This window comes from Amphritea sp. GJ51-11 (assembly GCF_055808735.1).
In genome coordinates, this window is the sequence record NZ_CM147881.1 from 3,116,524 (window position 1) to 3,136,071 (window position 19,548).

20 protein-coding genes and 1 pseudogene are annotated in these 19,548 nt (G+C 48.7%); 10 read left to right on the top strand and 11 right to left on the bottom strand.

All coding sequences use genetic code 11. The annotated features are described in order from the left end of the window. Window positions 1-38: 38 nt before the first annotated feature. The gene (locus AC0L4K_RS13890; RefSeq protein ID WP_417226311.1) at window positions 39-824 is read right to left on the bottom strand and encodes a sulfite exporter TauE/SafE family protein; all 786 of its coding nucleotides are present in this window, start codon (window positions 822-824) and stop codon (window positions 39-41) included. Window positions 825-1,210: 386 nt separating this feature from the next. Between AC0L4K_RS13890 and cysD the strand changes: the two genes are divergently transcribed. The 9 genes from cysD (at window position 1,211) to AC0L4K_RS13935 (ending at window position 11,376) form a co-directional block, all read left to right on the top strand. Beyond that, window positions 1,211-2,128, top strand: coding sequence for a sulfate adenylyltransferase subunit CysD (gene cysD, locus AC0L4K_RS13895; RefSeq protein WP_417226313.1), 918 nt, complete (start codon window positions 1,211-1,213; stop codon window positions 2,126-2,128). A 140-nt stretch (window positions 2,129-2,268) separates the two neighbouring features. Continuing rightward, window positions 2,269-3,969, top strand: a complete 1,701-nt coding sequence (gene cysN, locus AC0L4K_RS13900; RefSeq protein ID WP_417226315.1) for a sulfate adenylyltransferase subunit CysN — start codon at window positions 2,269-2,271, stop codon at window positions 3,967-3,969. Between the two features lie 302 nt (window positions 3,970-4,271). Next, window positions 4,272-4,853, top strand: coding sequence for an electron transport complex subunit RsxA (rsxA, locus tag AC0L4K_RS13905; RefSeq protein WP_215951799.1), 582 nt, complete (start codon window positions 4,272-4,274; stop codon window positions 4,851-4,853). Between the two features lie 9 nt (window positions 4,854-4,862). Further along, window positions 4,863-5,459, top strand: coding sequence for an electron transport complex subunit RsxB (gene rsxB / locus AC0L4K_RS13910; RefSeq protein ID WP_473266741.1), 597 nt, complete (start codon window positions 4,863-4,865; stop codon window positions 5,457-5,459). After that, the gene (rsxC, locus tag AC0L4K_RS13915) at window positions 5,456-8,419 is read left to right on the top strand and encodes an electron transport complex subunit RsxC (protein WP_473266742.1); all 2,964 of its coding nucleotides are present in this window, start codon (window positions 5,456-5,458) and stop codon (window positions 8,417-8,419) included. The genes rsxB and rsxC overlap by 4 nt, the downstream gene beginning before the upstream one ends. 150 nt (window positions 8,420-8,569) lie before the next feature. Then, window positions 8,570-9,613 (top strand): electron transport complex subunit RsxD, encoded by a 1,044-nt coding sequence (gene rsxD, locus AC0L4K_RS13920; RefSeq protein WP_417226321.1) that lies wholly within the window; start codon window positions 8,570-8,572, stop codon window positions 9,611-9,613. Then, window positions 9,613-10,266 (top strand): electron transport complex subunit RsxG, encoded by a 654-nt coding sequence (gene rsxG / locus AC0L4K_RS13925; RefSeq protein WP_417226323.1) that lies wholly within the window; start codon window positions 9,613-9,615, stop codon window positions 10,264-10,266. Before rsxD ends, rsxG begins: the two co-directional genes overlap by 1 nt. 1 nt (window position 10,267) lies before the next feature. After that, window positions 10,268-10,984 carry an electron transport complex subunit E gene (locus AC0L4K_RS13930; RefSeq protein WP_473266743.1) on the top strand — a complete coding sequence of 239 codons (717 nt, stop codon included), beginning with the start codon at window positions 10,268-10,270 and terminating at the stop codon, window positions 10,982-10,984. Window positions 10,985-11,253: 269 nt separating this feature from the next. After that, entirely contained in the window at window positions 11,254-11,376 is a 123-nt protein-coding gene (locus AC0L4K_RS13935; RefSeq protein ID WP_289847218.1) for a hypothetical protein, read from the top strand. A gap of 151 nt (window positions 11,377-11,527) precedes the next feature. On the opposite strand, the gene AC0L4K_RS13940 is transcribed toward AC0L4K_RS13935, so the two are convergent. After that, entirely contained in the window at window positions 11,528-11,827 is a 300-nt protein-coding gene (locus AC0L4K_RS13940; protein WP_473266745.1) for a DUF6172 family protein, read from the bottom strand. A gap of 100 nt (window positions 11,828-11,927) precedes the next feature. Next, window positions 11,928-12,284 (bottom strand): hypothetical protein, encoded by a 357-nt coding sequence (locus AC0L4K_RS13945; protein ID WP_417226329.1) that lies wholly within the window; start codon window positions 12,282-12,284, stop codon window positions 11,928-11,930. Window positions 12,285-12,523: 239 nt separating this feature from the next. Here AC0L4K_RS13945 and nth point away from each other — a divergent pair, with 239 nt between their 5' ends. Further along, on the top strand, window positions 12,524-13,156 hold the full coding sequence (nth, locus tag AC0L4K_RS13950) for an endonuclease III (RefSeq protein WP_473266747.1): 633 nt from the start codon (window positions 12,524-12,526) through the stop codon (window positions 13,154-13,156). A gap of 39 nt (window positions 13,157-13,195) precedes the next feature. Here nth and AC0L4K_RS13955 read toward each other — a convergent pair whose 3' ends face one another. The 8 genes and pseudogenes from AC0L4K_RS13955 to nrdB form a co-directional block, all read right to left on the bottom strand. After that, complete coding sequence (locus AC0L4K_RS13955; protein ID WP_473266749.1) at window positions 13,196-13,543, bottom strand: hypothetical protein; 348 nt, start codon at window positions 13,541-13,543, stop codon at window positions 13,196-13,198. Window positions 13,544-14,067: 524 nt separating this feature from the next. After that, entirely contained in the window at window positions 14,068-15,600 is a 1,533-nt protein-coding gene (gene tnpC / locus AC0L4K_RS13960) for an IS66 family transposase (protein ID WP_473266751.1), read from the bottom strand. 51 nt (window positions 15,601-15,651) lie between these two features. Further along, window positions 15,652-15,999: an IS66 family insertion sequence element accessory protein TnpB gene (gene tnpB, locus AC0L4K_RS13965; protein ID WP_473266752.1), complete on the bottom strand. Its 348-nt coding sequence runs from the start codon at window positions 15,997-15,999 to the stop codon at window positions 15,652-15,654. Beyond that, window positions 15,996-16,382 carry an IS66-like element accessory protein TnpA gene (gene tnpA / locus AC0L4K_RS13970; protein WP_473266753.1) on the bottom strand — a complete coding sequence of 129 codons (387 nt, stop codon included), beginning with the start codon at window positions 16,380-16,382 and terminating at the stop codon, window positions 15,996-15,998. Before tnpA ends, tnpB begins: the two co-directional genes overlap by 4 nt. Window positions 16,383-16,906: 524 nt before the next feature. Next, window positions 16,907-17,170: a VF530 family protein gene (locus AC0L4K_RS13975; RefSeq protein ID WP_473266755.1), complete on the bottom strand. Its 264-nt coding sequence runs from the start codon at window positions 17,168-17,170 to the stop codon at window positions 16,907-16,909. Then, window positions 17,167-17,307, bottom strand: coding sequence for a DUF2986 domain-containing protein (locus tag AC0L4K_RS13980; RefSeq protein WP_417226336.1), 141 nt, complete (start codon window positions 17,305-17,307; stop codon window positions 17,167-17,169). Before AC0L4K_RS13980 ends, AC0L4K_RS13975 begins: the two co-directional genes overlap by 4 nt. A gap of 787 nt (window positions 17,308-18,094) precedes the next feature. After that, a complete protein-coding gene (gene yfaE / locus AC0L4K_RS13985; protein WP_417226338.1) occupies window positions 18,095-18,361 on the bottom strand; it encodes a class I ribonucleotide reductase maintenance protein YfaE in 267 nt (88 codons plus the stop codon). A gap of 10 nt (window positions 18,362-18,371) precedes the next feature. Next, window positions 18,372-19,501 (bottom strand): annotated as a pseudogene (gene nrdB / locus AC0L4K_RS13990) (class Ia ribonucleoside-diphosphate reductase subunit beta). Between the last annotated feature and the right edge of the window lie 47 nt (window positions 19,502-19,548).

Sequence of the window (19,548 nt, forward strand, 5' to 3'; positions counted from 1 at the left end):
CAATTCAGAAATTTTATTTAATTCAGACTATCCAGCTATTAGCCAACCAGAACAAAACGCATACCGATGGCTAATAACAGGGTTCCCATAATTGGCTGGATAACCCTAGGAGACAGTTTGCTACCAAAATGGCTGCCCAAAAACACCCCTGGCAATGAACCTATTACCAGACATAAGAGCAGCCAAAGATCGACACTGCCCATACCGTAATGACCCGCACCAGCAATACTGGTTAACACCACCGCGTGAACCAGATCGGTCCCGACCAGTGTCTGCATGGTCATCCGTGGATAAAGCAAAATCAGCATCGCGGTGCCCAAGGCGCCTGCGCCTACTGATGAAAGCGTCACTAAGCCACCTAAGGCAATCCCCACGAGCAATGTCACATAGGGACGATATCGCCGCCCATGTTTCTCAAAACGTGTGCCTTCCAGTTTGACCACTGAGGCACGAATCTTCGCCCGAAAAAACACCGCTACCGAGGTCAACACCAGTGATACACCCAAGGTAATATTCATTAGGTGTTCAATTTGCTCGAGGCCATCTAAACCATCGAGGTAATACAGTGTCAGCAGCGCACCGGGGATACTACCACCGAGCAGTAAAAACACCACCCGCCACTCAACCAATTTTTTCCGGGCATAGGAAACACTGCCGCCTAACTTGGTGATCGCCGCATAGATCAAATCGGTACTGACCGCCGTCACCGGGGGAATACCAAAACCGACAATCAAAATTGGCGTCATCAATGCGCCACCTCCGATTCCCGTTAGACCGACGATAAAACCAACCACTAGGCCGGCAAAGCTGTATGCTATTTCCATCAACGTTCTCAGCTGCCTTACAAAAGTTACCCGTCGTGCTTCAGACGGAATACCGCAAATTCAGAGTGGGCTATAATAGCGACCGCTTCTTATAACGTAAAATAATAATTATTAATTTATTAATTCCTTTTTTGCATAAGCAATATTAGCACACAGTGCTCCACTCCATATCCCCCTCTGGCAAGCTCGGTGTTATACAGGAAACTCCATCTTATTCCAAAAAGTTACTAAAACATTCCAACATATTCTTTTTGATTTTAAAGATAGTTCTGCCATAATGGCCGCCAATATACGGTGCCGCGCGATTGATGCTGTCTAAATCCAATAGGATTTATCATCCCACGCCACCTCGACATTTTTCAGGTATGTAAGAAGAGCTAATCAATATGAGTCAATTGCCGGAACACAGACTGACCCATCTGCGTCAGCTGGAAGCAGAAAGCATCCACATCATTCGCGAAGTTGCATCGGAGTTTGAAAACCCGGTAATGCTTTACTCCGTCGGTAAAGATTCTGCGGTCATGCTGCACCTAGCTCGCAAAGCCTTCTACCCAGGCAAACCGCCGTTTCCCTTGATGCATGTAGATACCACGTGGAAATTTAAAGAGATGATTAGCTTCCGCGATAAGATGGCGGAAGAAGCGGGTATGGATCTGATTGTGCATATCAATCAGGAAGGTGTTGATATGAATATCAGCCCCTTCACCCATGGCTCGAAAAAACATACTGACATTATGAAGACGCAGGGCCTTAAACAGGCACTGAACAAATACAAATTCGATGCGGCCTTTGGTGGCGCGCGTCGCGATGAAGAAAAGTCTCGCGCCAAAGAGCGAGTGTTCTCTTTCCGTGATAAGAATCACCGTTGGGATCCAAAGAACCAGCGTCCAGAATTGTGGAACACCTTTAATACTCGCATTGATAAAGGCGAAAGCATCCGGGTATTCCCACTGTCCAACTGGACCGAGCTGGACATCTGGCAATATATCTATCTTGAAGGCATTCCTATTGTGCCGCTCTACTTTGCTGCAGAACGCCCGATTGTGGTTCGCGATGGCGTAGAAATCATGGTCGATGATGACCGTCTGCCGCTTGAAGAGAACGAAGTGCCTGAAATGAAGATGGTCCGCTTCCGCACCTTAGGTTGTTACCCTCTCACCGGGGCGGTTGAATCATCCGCACAAACCCTACCTGAGATTATTCAGGAGATGTTGTTAACCACCACATCAGAACGTCAAGGTCGGGTTATTGATAACGACGGCGCAGGCTCCATGGAACAGAAAAAGATGGAAGGTTACTTCTAATACGCTTAACCGAGGGTGGTATAGCATCATTTCCCTCAGTTAAGACGGAGGCATAGCTGGCTCATTGAATCTCAGCCGCTATACCCCGTGAATAGATCTTTTACTGCACTGTACAGAATTTAAGAATACGGAACACAATCATGAGTCATCAGTCCGATCTGATCGCCAGCGATATCGAAGCTTATCTGGCACAACATGAAAACAAAGAATTATTGCGCTTTCTCACCTGCGGTAGCGTGGATGACGGCAAATCAACCCTGATTGGCCGCCTACTACACGACTCTAAAATGATCTATGAAGATCAATTAGCCGCCCTGCACTCTGATAATGCCAAAATGGGTAATGCTGGCGAAGAACTCGACCTAGCACTCCTCGTTGATGGCTTGCAGGCCGAGCGCGAGCAAGGCATCACCATCGATGTTGCTTACCGCTACTTCTCGACCGCTACTCGCAAATTCATCATTGCCGACACCCCGGGGCATGAGCAGTACACCCGTAACATGGCAACCGGTGCATCAACCTGTGACCTCGCCATCATCCTGATTGATGCCCGTCATGGTGTGCAGGTGCAAACCAAGCGTCATAGCTTTATCGTTTCTTTGCTGGGCATTAAGCACACCATCGTTGCCGTCAACAAAATGGACTTAGTCGACTTTAGCGAAGCCCGTTATGAAGAGATCAAACAGGATTATCTCGATTTTTCTGCCGATCTTGATCTCAACGATATCCAATTTGTACCGATGTCAGCCCTAAAAGGCGACAACGTCGTTAATCTAAGTAGCGATATGCCTTGGTATAAAGAAGCGCCGCTGATGGAGTATCTGGAAACCATTCAGATCGCTAATGATCAGAACTTCGACGAATTGCGCTTCCCGGTACAGTATGTCAACCGTCCTAACCTCGATTTCCGGGGTTATTGCGGCACACTGGGGTCCGGTATTGTCCGCCCAGGTGATGAAGTGACAGTTCTGCCATCAGGTAAAAGCAGCCGGGTTAAGTCGATTGTGTCATTCGATGGTGAATTGCCAGAAGCGTTTCCGCCGATGTCCGTCACCTTAACATTGGAAGATGAGATCGATATTAGCCGTGGCGATATGATCGTACACAGCAGCGATAACATCAAAGTCGGCAACCGCTTCGATGCCATGCTGGTGTGGATGGCAGAGCAGGAACTGGTGCCGGGTCGTCAATACGATATTAAGCTAGCAACACAAACCGTCGCTGGCGGTGTCAGCAGTATTCGTCACTGTGTCGATGTTAATACGCAACAACAGCATCCGGCGGCAACCCTGAAGCTGAACGAAATCGGCCGTTGTGAGATCACTCTGGAACGTTCAATCGTCACTGATGATTACCGCTCCCACCACACTACCGGCTCTTTTATTGTTATCGACCGCCTGAACAACATCACGGTCGCGGCTGGGATGATTGTCGCCGATTCTGACGCTAATGACCTCAATAATGATGAGATCAGCCACAATGCGAGCATTAGTAAAGCCGAGCGGGAACAGCGTTTTGGGCAAAAAGCGATCACACTAGCGATTCAGGGTGGCACTCAAGAACAGCGCAACACTCTGCTATATACCCTTGAGCGACAGTTGTTCAATCAGGGACGGGCGATCTCTGTCCTGCTGAACGATGGCAGCCTACCTGGAGAGGTTGGCCAAATCGCGGCCCTGTTTAATGATAATGGCCTGCTGGTACTGACCGATGCATCCACTCAACTGCCAGAAGGCTCAATTCAGGTTGATCTCGACAGCGCAGCCCTGAGCGGACAAACATCGATTGCTACGCAAACCCATGTAATTTTGGAGCAGTTACGCGATAACGGCGCTATCTGAGCCAACGCAAAGTGGACTGAATGTTAACCGGGCTAAACATTGTTTAGACCCGGTTTGGTTTTATCCCATGCATTTTACAGATTGCTAAGATCCATTAAGCATTAACGGATTAGCCTGATATAATGCCTCGCCAAAACATTCGGCCCTTTAAGATGCGGTTTTCTATGATGCAGATCCACAAAAGTTGTGACACATCAACCATAAAGCTATACCGGAAAGTCGCTAAAATCGGTAAACTTTAGCACTTTCTAATTTCCAGGCAGCCCCGGTACGCAAATGCCGGCGATGATGTAACGAGTATTATGACTGATTATCTGTTAATTATTATCAGCACTGTTCTTGTGAACAATTTCGTACTGGTTCAGTTTCTTGGCCTCTGTCCCTTTATGGGCGTGTCCAACAAGCTCGAAACAGCGATGGGGATGTCCCTAGCAACGACCTTTGTTCTTACCCTATCATCGGTGTGCAGCTATCTGGTTTATACCTATTTACTTGCCCCGCTTGAAATCACCTATCTGAAAACGATCTCATTTATTCTCGTGATCGCCGTGGTGGTGCAGTTCACTGAAATGGTGGTGCGTAAAACCAGCCCGTTGCTTTACAAATTACTGGGTATCTTTCTCCCTCTGATCACCACCAACTGTGCGGTGCTGGGTGTCGCACTGTTAAACATCAAAAAGATGAACGGCTTTGTCGATTCAATCGTTTATGGTTTTGGTGCCGCAGTGGGCTTTTCCCTCGCCCTGATTCTATTTTCCGCTATGCGGGAGCGCATCACCGTTGCCGATGTCCCCGTTCCTTTTCAGGGAACGGCTATTGGTATGGTCACTGCGGGCCTGATGTCACTCGCCTTCCTCGGTTTTACCGGTCTGGTTCAGTTTTAAGGAGTTACCGTGAGCGCTGTATTAGTCGCCGTGCTGGTATTGTTAGGGCTGGGTCTAGTGTTCGGCATACTGCTGGGCTATTCCTCTATTCGTTTTAAGGTCGAAGGCAACCCGTTGGTTGATCAGGTCGACTCCCTATTGCCCCAAACCCAGTGTGGCCAGTGTGGCCACCCCGGTTGTCGCCCCTATGCGGAAGCGATCGTTAACGGTGAAGCCATTAACAAGTGCCCGCCGGGAGGGCAAAGCACCGTTGAAGCCCTCGCTGACTTGCTGGATGTCGAAGTTTTGCCGCTGGATGCTGAAAATGCAGAAGAGCCGATCAAAAAAGTCGCCTATATCCGTGAAGATGAGTGCATCGGCTGCACCAAATGTATTCAGGCCTGCCCAGTAGACGCCATTCTGGGTGCCGCTAAACAGATGCACACCGTCATTATCTCGGAATGTACCGGCTGCGACCTCTGTGTTGAACCCTGCCCTGTTGATTGTATTGATATGTTACCCCTCGAAACGACCCTCAATAACTGGCAGTGGCCAGCCCCTAAACCCGGTATTGAACTGATCGCCACCGACCGTCAGCCGGGCATTGCGCTGGAGGTTAAGGGATGAAAAATACCATTCGCGTACATCAGTTTCATGGCGGCATTCATCCACCAGAGAACAAGAAACAGTCCACCGGTGCACCCATTACACTGGCACCGTTGCCAACTCGGGTGGTTTTGCCACTACAGCAGCATATCGGTTTACCGGCAGACCCAGTGGTTAATGTCGGCGATCATGTTTTAAAAGGACAGTTAGTTGCCGAGGCGATCGGCCGTATCAGCGCTAATATTCATGCCTCAATTTCTGGCACCGTGGTAGCGATCGAGCCGCACCCTGTCCCCCATATGTCGGGCATGGATGCCGGTTGCCTGATTATCGAATCAGACGGTCAAGATCAATGGATCGAACATCAGGGACTAGCGGATTACACCCAACTGTCCAAGCCTGAACTGATCGAATATATCCGTCGAGCCGGTGTCGCTGGTATGGGTGGCGCAGGCTTTCCAACCGATGTAAAACTACACCTCGGCGATGATCATATCGTCAATACACTGATCATCAACGCCGCCGAGTGTGAACCCTATATTACCGCCGACGATATGCTCATGCGAGAACGGGCAGATGAAATTCTTGGTGGTATTGAGATTATCGCCCATCTGCTTAAACCATTGCATATCATGGTTGGCATCGAGGACAACAAACCTCAAGCGATTCGTGCGCTGCATGCCGCATTGGATAAAAGCCACCTGAATCTCGATATCGTGATTACCCCCACGAAATACCCTTCCGGGGGTGAAAAGCAACTGATCAAACTACTGACTGGCGTTGAAGTGCCTAGCGGAAAGATCCCTGCCGATGTAGGCATTGTCTGTCAGAACGTTGGTACGACGACGGCGGTCTACCGCGCCGTTGCCCATGGTGAGCCGCTGATATCTCGAATTATTACCGTCACCGGTGAGTCCGCGGCCCATAAACAGAACTATGAAGTGCGTATTGGCACCCCGATAGCCGACCTGCTAAACAACGCTGATGTTAATCGCCAAGCTATGCAGCGGCTGATTATCGGCGGACCGATGATGGGCATTACCGTCACCAATGAGCAGATTCCGGTCATCAAAACCACTAACTGCCTGATCGCTGCCAGTATCGATGAGATGCCAGCGCAACCGCCGGCACAAGCCTGTATTCGTTGCGGTATGTGTGAACAGGTTTGCCCAGCAGAACTGCTACCGCAACAGCTTTACTGGTTCGCCAAAGGCAAAGAGTTTGATAAAGCACGTCATCACAACCTATTTGACTGCATCGAGTGTGGTGCGTGCTCCTATGTCTGCCCGAGTAACATACCGCTGGTACAGTATTATCGCTTTGCTAAGGCCGAGATCCGCAAAGAAGATGACGAGCAGCGTAAAGCAGACCATGCACGTATTCGTTTTGAAGCTCGTGTTGCCCGCCTAGAACGAGACAAAATCGAGAAAGAGGAACGCCGCAAACAACGGGCGATCGAAGCGGCTGCGGCTCAAGCAGCGAAGAAGGATGCAGCCCTGAGCAAAACGACTTCATCAACCACGAGTACCGCTGATGCCGGTATCCCTGACCTGAAGCAACTTAAAAGTAATGCGGCAATCGCCCGTACGAAGCTCAAAAAAGCGGAAAAAGCCTTGGCTAACGCCCAAGACAAAGGGCTCGACGGCATTGAAACCCTACAGAACACTCTAAAGCAACTGCAGTTGAAATCAGATCAGGCCGAAAAAGCCTACAGCGAAGCACAAAACGCACCGGCAAAAAGCGCCGCGCCTCCCGTGACCGATCTGAAGCAGTTAAAGAGCAATGCTGCCATCGCCCGAACCAAGCTGAAGAAAGCTGAAAAACTACTGAGTGCCGCGCAATCCAGTGGCGAAGGTGATATTGCAGCACTCGAAGCCCAGGTTAGCGCTCTACAGGAAAAGTCAGCCCAGGCTGAAGCGGCTTACAAAGCAGCCGAAAACGGCACTAACTCAGCGAGTATTGCTATCGACACCTCGGCACTGGACGCTGAAATCACCGCTCTACAAGGTAAGATAACGAAAGCAGAAAACGCCTGGAAAGCAGCGGTTGAAGCCGCCAGTCCAGCCGCCGACAAGATGGCTGCCGGGGTTGATAAGCTGAAAGCTAAATTAATCGGCCTTGAAGCTGAGCGCCAACAAGCTCTCACTTCTGCCGCACCAAGCACGCCCATCGACACATCAGACCTCGAAGCCGAGATCAATACCTTACAAGGTAAAATCGCTAAGGCTGAAAGTGCTTGGAAAGCCGCCGTCGAATCGGCCAGCCCTGCTGCCGATAAAATGGCCGCCGGAGTTGATAAGCTAAAGGTTAAATTAACCGGTCTAGAAGGCGAGCTGCAACAAGCCCGCGCTACGGCACAACCGAGCACAACCATCGACACTTCTGCTCTCGAAGCTGAGATCGCCACTCTGCAAGGCAAAATCGATAAAGCTGAAAACGCTTGGAAAGCGGCCGTGGAATCCGCCAGCCCTGCCGCCGATAAGATGGCCGCCGGCGTTGATAAGCTAAAAGCGAAGCTGAAAGAGCTGCAAGATGAACTCGCGCACACCAGCGGCGCTCAATCTGTACAGTCGGCGCCAGATGCAACACCTGCGGTTATTGACGTTAAAGCGTTGAAACAGCAGGTATCGATTATGCGCACCAAACTCAAGAAAGCGGAAAAGCAGTTAGCAGAACAGCCCGAAGACGGGGACAATAGCGCTCTAATCGCCGAGATCGAAGCACTCAAAGCACGCCACGATGCAGCCAAGGCTTCCTTTGATGCTGCCGAAGCGGAAAAAATTGCGGCGGCAGCGGCACAGGGCATCAATTTGAAACAACTCAAAATTGATGCGGCCATGGCGCGGGCTGCAGTGACGAAAGCGGAACGGGCCTTGAGCAAGGCAGAACCAGACAAGCGACAAACCCTAGAAGCAGAACTGCTCACCGTTCGTGCGGAGGCGGAAAAACTAAACGCCACCCTCGAACGTTTTTCCGACTAACCTCCCCAGACACCGCTGTCGTACAGCACAGTCTGAAGATGTCAGTCAGGAGAGTCAGTTTGGATTTTTTAATCATATTAAACACAGGTTTAGTGAGATCTCCTTAACTAAACCTTCTGTTAAATAAAGCGGCAGACCTGAGTAAACAGAATGGCACTGATCCGAATCACATCACCCCACGCACACCGGGCAGGCAATACCGGTAACGTGATGCTTACCGTGTTGATGGCAACCCTCCCTGGGCTGGCGGCCATGACCTTCTTTTTTGGTTGGGGCACGCTGATCCAAGTACTCTGGGGTTCCCTCTTGGCCGTCGCGCTGGAAGCGATCTGCGTTAAGTTGCGTCAACGCCCCGTCAGCTTTTACCTAACCGACTACAGCGCGATTGTGACCGCCGTACTACTAGGGCTGGCACTGCCACCCTTCGCCCCGTGGTGGGTGATGACGGTGGGCATTATTGTCGCCATTATCATTGCCAAGCAACTCTACGGCGGTATGGGCAGTAATCCCTTTAATCCCGCGATGGTTGCCTATGCATTGCTGCTGGTATCGTTTCCCGTACAGATGACCAGTTGGGCTGGCCCCTTTGTGATGATCGGTGATGGCTGGTCGGTGCTTTCCTTAGGCGATACCTTGGCGGCCATTTTCGGCACCGCGGGGCCCGCCGTCGATGCCCATACTATGGCGACGCCGCTGGATATTATGCGTCACCGTGGTGGTTTTACGACAGAAGAGATGTGGGTTGAAAATGCCTTATTGGCCAATGGTATCGGTGCTTGGCACGCCGTCAGCGCAGCCTACTTTATGGGTGGCGTATTTCTGCTATATAAAAAAATCTTCACCTGGCACACTCCGGTCGCGCTGTTAGGCAGCCTAACCCTACTGTCAACCCTGTCTTTCCTCTTGATGCCTGCCCAGTATCCCGATCCGTTTTTCCACCTGACCACCGGTGCCACCATGCTGGGGGCGTTCTTTATCGCCACCGATCCGGTCACCTCAGCCACTAGTAATAAAGGCAAGCTATGGTTTGGCGTAGGGATAGGCATACTGATATTTATTATTCGCACTTGGGGTAACTACCCCGATGCCGTCGCCTTTGCGATACTACTAATGAACCTCTGTGCCCCCTTTATCGATCAATACACCCAGCCCCGCAGCTATGGTCATGCCAAACCCAACCGGGGGATGAAATAATGGACATGTTAACCGCTATCCGCAACAGCGCACTCGGGCTGAGCATCTTTGCCGTGATCACTTCTGGCGCTATTGCCCTGACACAGATCTCGACCCAAGATCAAATCAAGCTCAATGAACGGGAAGCACGTGCCAAAGCACTGTACCAGATTGTACCCAAAGACAGCATTGAGAATAACCTGCTGGAAGATACCCTCTCGATCAATGAGCCGGCTTTAACCGGCAGCACCGTACCGGTCGATCTATTTCGGGCGCGTCGCAATGGTCAGGTGACCACAGTGATTATCCCCGTCACCGCACCGGATGGTTATACCGGCAATATCGATATGATTGTCGGTATCAATGCCGATGAGTCCGTCGCCGGCGTTAGGGTATTAGCCCATAAAGAAACCCCCGGACTGGGCGACAAAGTCGAGCTGAAAAAATCGACCTGGCTACATGGCTTCGATGGCCAGCGCTATAACGGCGATGACGATCCTTCCTGGGCTGTCAAAAAAGATGGCGGACGCTTCGATCAATTTACCGGCGCAACCATTACCCCCCGAGCCGTGGTTAACGCGACGGCTCGGGCAATTCACTATTTTCGCGAACACAAAACCGCGCTATTAGAAGCCAGATCTAATCTGAATTCAACGCCGGCTGGAGCAGAATAAAATGGCGAATGATTATAAAAAAATCACCCTCGATGGGCTCTGGGATAACAATCCAGCCTTGGTACAACTGCTCGGCCTTTGTCCGCTGCTCGCGGTTACTGGCACCGTTGTTAATGCCATGGGCTTAGGCCTTGCCAGTACCATCGTACTGATCGGATCAAACCTTAGCATCTCGATGTTCCGTAAGCTGATTCCTGAATCCGTACGCTTGCCGGTTTTCGTTATGATTATCGCCTCGTTCGTCACCTGTATTGAGCTGCTCATGCAGGCATACACCTATGAGCTATACACTATTCTCGGCATCTTTATTCCGCTGATCGTCACCAACTGCGCCATTATGGGCCGGGCCGACGCCTTTGCGATTAAAAACCCCGTCGGCGCTTCGCTACTCGATGGCGCCATGATGGGGCTTGGTTTCACCTTGGTATTGATGGTATTGGGGGGGATACGCGAAATTCTTGGCCTAGGGACACTGTTCAGCGATATGCAATTACTATTTGGTCCGGCAGCTGAAAGCTGGAAAATAGTGATTGTCGAAGACTATGTCGGCTTTCTGTTCGCTATCCTACCACCGGGAGCCTTTGTTGGTATGGGATTGCTTATCGCCGTGAAAAATATTATCGATAAGCGCTTAGAAGAAAAACGTAAAGCACCGGCCGCCCCTACGGAACCAAGCGGTGAAACTCGCCGGGTACGGGTAACCGGTAATATCTCTTAGATCCAATGACTTGCTGCGAGCCCTGCAATTCTAGGTCTCGCAGCGAGCAGTGAATGATCCTCACGGCCCGCCCCTTTGCGTGCTATGATGGTCTGTCCTTCCTGCACATCATGACAATCCTTCCTGTGTAGCCTCGGCTAAGTTCAAAAGCTCCATGATTACTCTATCCATTTAACAGACCCGGCACCTCTCTGTGGCGCCTAATCGTTCGGTTAAAACGAGTAATGGTGGTTGTTCTGTAAATATTCAATATTTCCTGGAGCACTAACATGAGCAAAGATAAGAACAGCAAGAAAGAGTCGAAGAAAAAACCACTCATGACCGCCAAAGAGAAAAAAGCGGCGAAACGAGATAAGGGCGAAGCAAGTGGATTATTAGGTGAGCATCGCTAAAGGCAACGGCAAGCCATCATCTGCCACCTGAGTAGCTTTACGCATCACCGATGACAGAGCATTTACTACCCTAGCGATAGCAAAGATAATTGCCATCGAGTAAAGACAAAAAAAGCGACCACTGGGTCGCTTTTTTTAGCTAATTATCGCGTTATTCAGCCTGATCAGGCTTTTCAGTGCGGTAACCGGGTTTAGCCAGAATCTCTAAATAGAACGATTCTTGGTTTTTAGCTTCAACTTCAGAGATCTTTTTCGAGATCTCAGATGAATGAATAACCGAACTAGTGGCTTCATCATCGCCGAAACGGCAATCAAAATCCCAGAAATCAGCATTTTCGGGCAGCGCCTTGTTGCGCTCTCTTTTTAAATATTTTTTAACTTCATGCTTAATCGCATCAACATGCCGCGGAACGGTGAGCTTAGGGTGCGCTAAGTGAAACGTCTTTTTCATTGTAATTCCATAAGGGTGACTGGTATGGGTTCTCAATACCATTTAATCGTGTGGCTAAACGTATCAGCTGAGGTGTAAAGAAGCTGTATTGATGAGACGATCACTGCCGACTCATAAAATCCTCTATAAATAATGCAATCCTTTCACCCAAATGGCCTTCGAATCCATCAAGGCTTTTACCGAACAACGCTAAGTACCGTACAGCTTGAGCATAGCTTAATCTCTTGCCGACCACATTATATTCTATTTCAGGCAGTGTTTTACTGTTTCTCGGCACGATATTCAATCTTATAATATCGCCATCCTGTGATTGGCTATTTAACTGGGCAAAGCGACAGAAAGCATCGACTAAGTTTTTACCATTGGGGCCCAAGCATCCGGGTTCAACCCGATAGATAACCAACAGTTTTTTATCCTCAGCTAACGGCGAAGCACTCACCATATAGACAATCTCCAAGTCAATAAACACCGCTGTTAACTATATCTCAGTCATCCAACTGATAGCTATCATCACAGAGGTATTAGAGCAACGCTGAACGATTTTCATCACCAACACTGATTTGATGCACCCGTTTGATTAAGATTAGCGCAGTATTGGATGCTGACAAGACAACCTTGCCCAAGAGCCGGCGCTTGCCCGAACCCACTCAGCCCGATACCATACGGCTCCCGACAACTGCTAACGAATGTTAATCCATGAACGCTGCCAAACGCTACGAAATATTTGCTCGCCTACGTGAAGCCAATCCACACCCAGTGACCGAGCTTGAATACAGCAGTCCATTCGAGCTATTAGTGGCCGTTACGCTATCAGCTCAAGCAACAGATGTAGGGGTCAATAAAGCCACCCGTAAGCTGTTCCCGGTAGCTAATACACCGTCAGCGATCTACGCATTAGGTGTGGATGGTTTAAAGCAATATATAAAGACCATCGGCCTGTATAACGCCAAAGCCGAGAATATAATCAAAGCCTGTAAAATATTGATCGAGCAACACGACTCCATCGTGCCAGATAATCGGGAAGATCTTGAAGCTTTACCGGGCGTGGGTCGTAAAACCGCTAATGTCGTGCTCAACACCGCCTTCGGGCAGCCAGCAATGGCAGTAGACACCCATATTTTCAGAGTAGCGAATCGCACTAAAATTGCACCGGGCAAAAATGTATTGGAAGTCGAGAAAAAACTCATGCGCTTTGTGCCAAAAGAGTTTCTTATTGATGCCCACCACTGGCTTATTCTACATGGACGCTATACCTGTATCGCGCGTAAACCCCGTTGTGGCTCCTGCCTGATTGAAGACCTGTGTGAATATAAAGAGAAGGCAGAATAACCCTCTCTTTAACCCACTCTCAAAGCAAAACAATATTGATCAGTGTGAACCTTTATACTCCCGTAACTGCGTGATCTCATCCGCACTAAGCCAGTCATCTACCCAAGCACTGACGGCACCATTGGCCGACACCGCTTTACACCAATCATTGTAAGCCTGCACATGTAGCAATGTGATTGCGTAATTGGTGGTTTCATTCAATGTACAGCGTGCCGGAAACCGGCCATTACATTCAAACTGCTGGTTAACCCAGTCAATCGTCTTGCCACTATGCACTTGGGCAGATACTGCTTGAAAAGATTTTTGACTGAGCTGACTCACTCCTTGTGCCGTTGCTTTAATCAGCGCTGGCTGGGTCCCTATTTGAAGCTCTGAAATTGCATCCATAAATCCTCCCTCACCGATAAACCTGACTCACCGGCAATGACTAAACTCTAGTCGCTTTAATGTACATAATAATTGATCTGGATCAGCGCAAATCTAAGCGTCAAGAAGGATTCATTTAGTAGCTATTTAGCCACATCGATACCCGACGGATGCGGCCAACATGGAGCGGTTATACACCGGACTAGTTGTACACATTTTCTGTGGATAAAACTGTTAATAGTATTGGGGCAGATGGCTAAAACGCCCGTGGTTATTGGCCCTGACACAAATCGTACACATAAACGACACACAAATTTAACTTATTATTTTTCAATAAGTTACGTATTTCAACAGGAATTTATAAAACTTTTTAGCGAACTTTAACCCGGCTGGGTAAAAGATTTTATTTTGCTGTGAATTAAATATTGCAATTTAGCTACAGCGCTGCTTTCGCCGTGTATAAAGAGAGTAGTTACTAACTATTTTTATGTAGCAACTTAGCGCCACTTATAGACGAAAATATGTAAGCGTAGACTGCTCACACCCTAGATCGCTTCGGTTACCTGAGAGTCATTGAGATTGATATTCCAAGGCAGCAGACTTTCAATATCTGTGGTCTTGGTATTGTTGATCCGTTTTAGCACGGCTGTCAGGTAAGCCTTTGGGTCGATACCGTTGAGCTTCGCTGTGCCCATGATGCTATAAAGCGCAGCACCATAATGCCCTCCATCCTCAGAACCGGCGAATAGGTGATTCTTCCGCCCCAGCGCTAGTGGGCGAATAGCCCGCTCAGCGGCGTTGTTGTCTATTTCTATACGGCCATCATCAAGATACCGCGTCAGGCTATCCCATTGTTTGCGAGCATAGTTGATCGCTCGTCCCAAAGCCGAGCCTTTAGAGCATTGTCGAAGGGTCTGATCTAACCAGGTATACAGATCATCCATCAAAGGTTTGGCATTTTTCTGCCTATCATATTGCCGTTCATCCGGCGGCTTACCCTTGATCTGTTTTTCAACCTGATACAACGCGTTTATTCGTTCAACGGCTTCCAGCGCAACAGGGCTTTTTGTCGATTCAGCAAGCTCGAAGAACTTTCTGCGGACATGAGCCCAGCAACCCGCTCGCGTGATGCCGGACTGAACGGCAAGGTTATAACCCGCATAAGCATCAGTCTGGATGATCCCGCGATAACCCTTCAAGTGAGCGGCAGGTTCTTTTCCTGACCGGGTGGTACTGTACTGGAACCAAACAGCAGGCGCTGCATCGCCTCCCCAGGGACGATCATCTCGTACGTAGTTCCAGTAGCGCCCCGTTAGGGTTTTGTTATTTCCGGGCTTGAGCGTTGGTGCCGTTGTATCATCCGCATGGAGTTTGTGTGCTGACATCACATGCGTGCGGATGGCCTGCACCAAGGGCTCTAACAGCGCACCGGCACGGCCAACCCAACCCGCTAACGTCGAACGATCCAGTTCGATATCTGAACGCTTGAAGCGTCCTTCCTGACGATAGAGTGGCAAGTGATCTGCGTATTTATCAACGATGACCTGAGCGATCAGTGCAGCCGAGGCGATCCCTTTATCAATGACGCGTTCTTGCGCAGGTGCTTGAGCGATCTGATCGCAAGCACTACAGCCATACTTAGGGCGAACCTGTTGCAGAACCACATACTGTTCCGGCACCACGTGCAGCATCTCAGAGAGGTCTTCCCCGATTAGTTTCATCTTCCCTCCACAGTCAGGACAGTGACAGCTTGCGGGTTCATGACGGCGCTCTTCACGCGGGAGTGATTCGCTAAAGCGTTTACGGCCGCGCGAGGTGGAAGATGACCGCGCAGACACTGTGGAGTTTGGCGATATCTGAGCGATCGCTGTTTCGGTATCTTCGATCAGAAGATCAAGCTGATCAGTACTATCCGTGCGTTCACTGGAACGGCCAAAACGGTTCCGAAGCAGCGCAGCAAGACGTAGCTCAAGATGCTCATTTCGGGTCCGCTCCACCGTCAGATTCTGCTGCATAGAAAGCACTATCTGCTTGAGCAGTTCAGGATCATTGGGCAGGGAATCAGCGGTCATTTTCATGAGGTATATTTTATCAGAATACCCTCTGAAATCCGCGTATTTATTAGATTTTCAAGCAGACAAATGTGGTCGATTAGTACGTTTGGGAGCTCTCCAGTCTATCCCTTCGAGCAGCATAGAGAGCTGCGCAGTCGATAGGTGAATAACGCCATTTTTCGCCTGAGGCCAAACGAATCGGCCCTGTTCAAGACGCTTATAAAACAGGCAGAGTCCTTGACCGTCCCACCAGAGCACTTTGATCCGGTCACCACGCCTTCCTCTGAACACAAAGAGCTGCCCTGAAAAGGGATCTTTATCAATCTGATATTGGACAACACCAGCAAGACCATCAAAGCCTTTGCGCATATCCGTATGACCGGCGATCAGCCAAACACGTGTACCTGAAGGTAACCCCATCATACCAGTGCCCTCAAGATCTGACCGAGCTGGGTATCCGTCGGATTACTCAAATTGAGCTGATGGCCTGAGTTAAACCGGATACTCATAACTGACATAGAGGGCCGTGTCGACTCTGGTGTCTGCGCACATGGTTGGTGATTTGGCGCGTGCTGATCAGTTGAATCATCAACAACAATCATAGGTATCATGGGCGAGTTTGCTTTCTTAACCCAGCGAGCCTCGTTCCGAAACTCTCTAATCCAGTTCGACAACATATTTGCGTTGATGTCATATTCACGCGCAATCGCCGCCTTAGACTCAGGGCCTGTAATCGCTTCATGAACTATCTTGAGTTTCAGTTCGGGGGAATATCGACGTCGTGGCGGTAGTGTGGATTTATGCATGTTACGTTCCCATCTATTTTTAAATGGGAACTTCGCATCTCACTTATTTTCAGGCAACGTGTGAGCAGTCGACGCTTACGAAAATATTTACCTAAATACAAGTGGTAAAACGTACAAATTCACACCAAATACAACCCCAATAAACGGTGAGTTCAAACGCCCCCATGAGCCTTAAACTGGGAAAATGGATGGCCGGTTACATTGCCAATGTAACGAGAGAAAATAGGTAAGCTTGGACTCAATACCAACCAAGCGAAAATTAACGCTGCTTCCAACCCCGTAATAAAGACTCTCAGTCACTATTCACTCGACGGCAACGTGACAAGCATTAAGGTTGGATCGCAGTGCTGGGCAATAAGAATAACGAGGGTTTAAAACGCGTAGACGCCCGGCTCTTACAGAACTAAGCAGAGCGTGCGACAAAGATGAAGGATAATGATATATATCGCGCTGTGCAGATAACAACGCAGCTAAAGGGCCTGTTTATAATCCAACCCTTTTTATAAGGCGTCAATGCTTAACGATTAAGCCTTAGTGCTGGCCCAAACAGTTTTGCCCTTCTGCAACAGAAGCCACAACTGTTCCACCTTTTCTCTGGCCCAGGGCGTCTTACGTAAAAACTTCAGACTCGACTTAATGCTCGGGTCACTCTGAAAGCAGCGAATATTAATCCGTCGCCCTAACTCCTCCCAGCCATATTCAGCTTCGAGATCAGTCACGATCTGTTGCAAGGTAACCCCATGCAGAGGATTATTTTTTTGCGTACCCCCGGTGGTATTCTCGATCATTGTTCAGCATCCTGCGGGTCCATTTTGGCACGCTCATCCTTTGAGATATAACGCGGCTTACCCGATACATGAACTTTTGCATTGGCTTTCTTCGCCCGCTTTTTCAAAATACTGTTTATCTTCTTTTTTCTGTTCATCAATACGGCGCCTGAAATATGATCGGGTACAAAAGTAGTGTCTATTCTACCGAAGTTTAGCTCTCGGTTCAGAAGATCGTTAACTGAAAATGTCTGAAGCGCCTCTAACACGACAGAGACTCAATCTCATCAGCAGGGTCTAGCACCGCTAAATCTTAGCGACTTAGCTTTACATTGCTAACGGTGTATTCCTAGAGGCTTATTCTTACTAGATGCTTATTCCTAGAGGCTTGGCCTTAAGGCTGCACTGTCAACCGACACATCCATGCATTACCGTCAGCACCCACACAACCGTTGCCTATAAACTGTCACTTATTCAAGCTTTTTGTCATGCACAAATTCTGTGGATAACTCAGTGCATTACTTTTTGGTAAGTCGCTGGGAAGGTGATAGTACGGGGCTTCAAGAAAATTGTCTATAAAAGCATCACAACAGAACAACTCTATTTATTTTCAATAAGTTAGGCTCTAGCCCCCCCGCAAGACGGTATAACTTAACAACATTGATACACTATCATCGCTGGCAACTCTAAGCTGTGAAGAACTTTTAAGCCTCGCCTTTTTTAACCTCGCGCTACGCTGGCTAAAATTTGCCTATCCGATAGCATCATATTGTTATCCACTAGTAGCCCTTTAGACTCATTCGGTAAGAAATTTTAGATCATAAAAAGAGAATGGCCGCTATCGCATCGGCGTCGCACGACGCAACTAGCGAGCAGGAAATGATAGTTCTAGCTGATAACTTAAGCTTAAAAAATCAGCGACGAGAATTTAGAGGATTAAATCGATCAATCTTCTAGTAGCTCAATTTCAACATGGGATACCGGTTTACAACAACAGGCAAGAATCTCATCACCTACCGTGTCATACAGTGCATCTTGAACTTCTTCGACCTCGCCTTCGATCAAACGCACCCGGCAGCAACCACAGTAGCCGCCGCGACAGTTATAAGGCGCAGGAATTTCCTGAGCTTCCAACGCGTCCAGCAAGGAGTATTCATACTGATAATAGAAGGTGCTGTGATTATTGACCTTTATTCTCGGTATTCCAGACATGACCTTTTCCTTAGAGGTCGAAACCATCGAAGTCATCTTCACCCATTTCATTATCAATCGCTCCCACTAGATAGGAACTAATTTCGGCTTCCTGAGGTGCAACCTGCACATTGTCACTCACCAGCCACGCATTCATCCAAGGTAGTGGATTTTGCTTCGCTGGGAACATTTCGTTTAGGTTGAGCGCTTTCATCCGCACATTGGTAATATATTCAACGTAATCTGACAAAATACGCGCATTAAGACCGATCATTGAGCCATCTTTAAAGAGATAACCCGCCCACTCTTTCTCTTGCTCAGCCGCTTCACGGAAGATCTCATACACCTGAGGCTCACACTCTTTAGCGATCGTCTTGAACTCAGGGTCGTCGGCACCGGACGCCAACATATTAAGCATAAACTGAGTTCCCGTGAGGTGAAGTGCCTCATCCCGAGCAATCAATTTAATAATTTTGGCGTTACCTTCCATAATGGCCCGTTCAGCAAAGGCGAACGAACAAGCGAAGCTAACGTAGAAGCGAATCGCTTCGAGCACGTTTACCGAGACCAGCGTTAGGTACAGCTTGGTTTTAAGATTATACAGGCTAGTATCGTAGGTTTTGCCATCAATAAGGTGCTCACCCGGCCCCTGTATCATATAGACGTTCACCAATTCGATGAACTCATCATATAAACGAGTCACGCTACGTGCCCGCTTGACGATCTCTTCGTTGGTCACGATCTCGTCAAACACCTCTGACGGTTCGGTCAGGATATTACGGATGATATGGGTATATGAACGACTGTGGATCGTTTCACTGAAAGACCAGGTTTCTAGCCAGGTTTCTAACTCAGGCAGCGATACCACCGGTAGGAACGCAATGTTAGGCGAACGTCCCTGCACAGAATCCAACAGCGTCTGATACTTCAGGTTACTAAGAAAGATATGCTTCTCGTGATCCGGCATCACCATAAAGTCTTTACGGTCAGTCGAAAGATCGACCTCTTCAGGACGCCAAAAAAAGATAGCTGCTTATCGATTAGCTTCTCAATAATTGGGTATTTCTGTTTGTCGTAACGGGCGACATTAACGTTATGGCCAAAAAACATCGGCTCTTTAGTGGCATCGTTGAAAGTCGGATCAAACGTTGAATATAGCATGTCGCGTCATTACTCTTACCCTGATAACAGGGTCAAAACTGATTGCC